The sequence below is a fragment of the Streptomyces sp. URMC 126 genome (assembly GCF_051386555.1).
Classification (GTDB): domain Bacteria; phylum Actinomycetota; class Actinomycetes; order Streptomycetales; family Streptomycetaceae; genus Streptomyces.
Genome location: NZ_JBPQTX010001429.1, coordinates 1 through 230 on the forward strand (window position 1 = coordinate 1; position 230 = coordinate 230).

The window sequence follows — 230 nt, forward strand, 5'->3', positions numbered from 1 at the left end:
GATCTCGAGCGGCTGTACGACGAGCGCATCCGCGCCCACGTGCACGACCGCTGGTAATCCCCTCCCTCCCGCTCGAAAGGCTTCTCCCTTGTTGCGCACCCACGACGCCGGCACGCTGCGCGCGTCCGACGCGGGCACCACCGTCACCCTCGCCGGCTGGGTGGCCCGCCGTCGCGACCACGGCGGCGTGGTCTTCCTCGACCTCCGCGACGCCTCCGGTTACGTGCAGG

The 230-nt window shown here is 72.2% G+C and carries 1 protein-coding gene; it reads left to right on the plus strand.

Annotated elements, in window-relative coordinates; translation table 11 throughout:
- Positions 1–91: 91 nt before the first annotated feature.
- Positions 92–230 (plus strand): OB-fold nucleic acid binding domain-containing protein (locus ACSNOK_RS36550; RefSeq protein ID WP_436784939.1); only part of this gene is annotated, 139 nt, incomplete at its 3' end.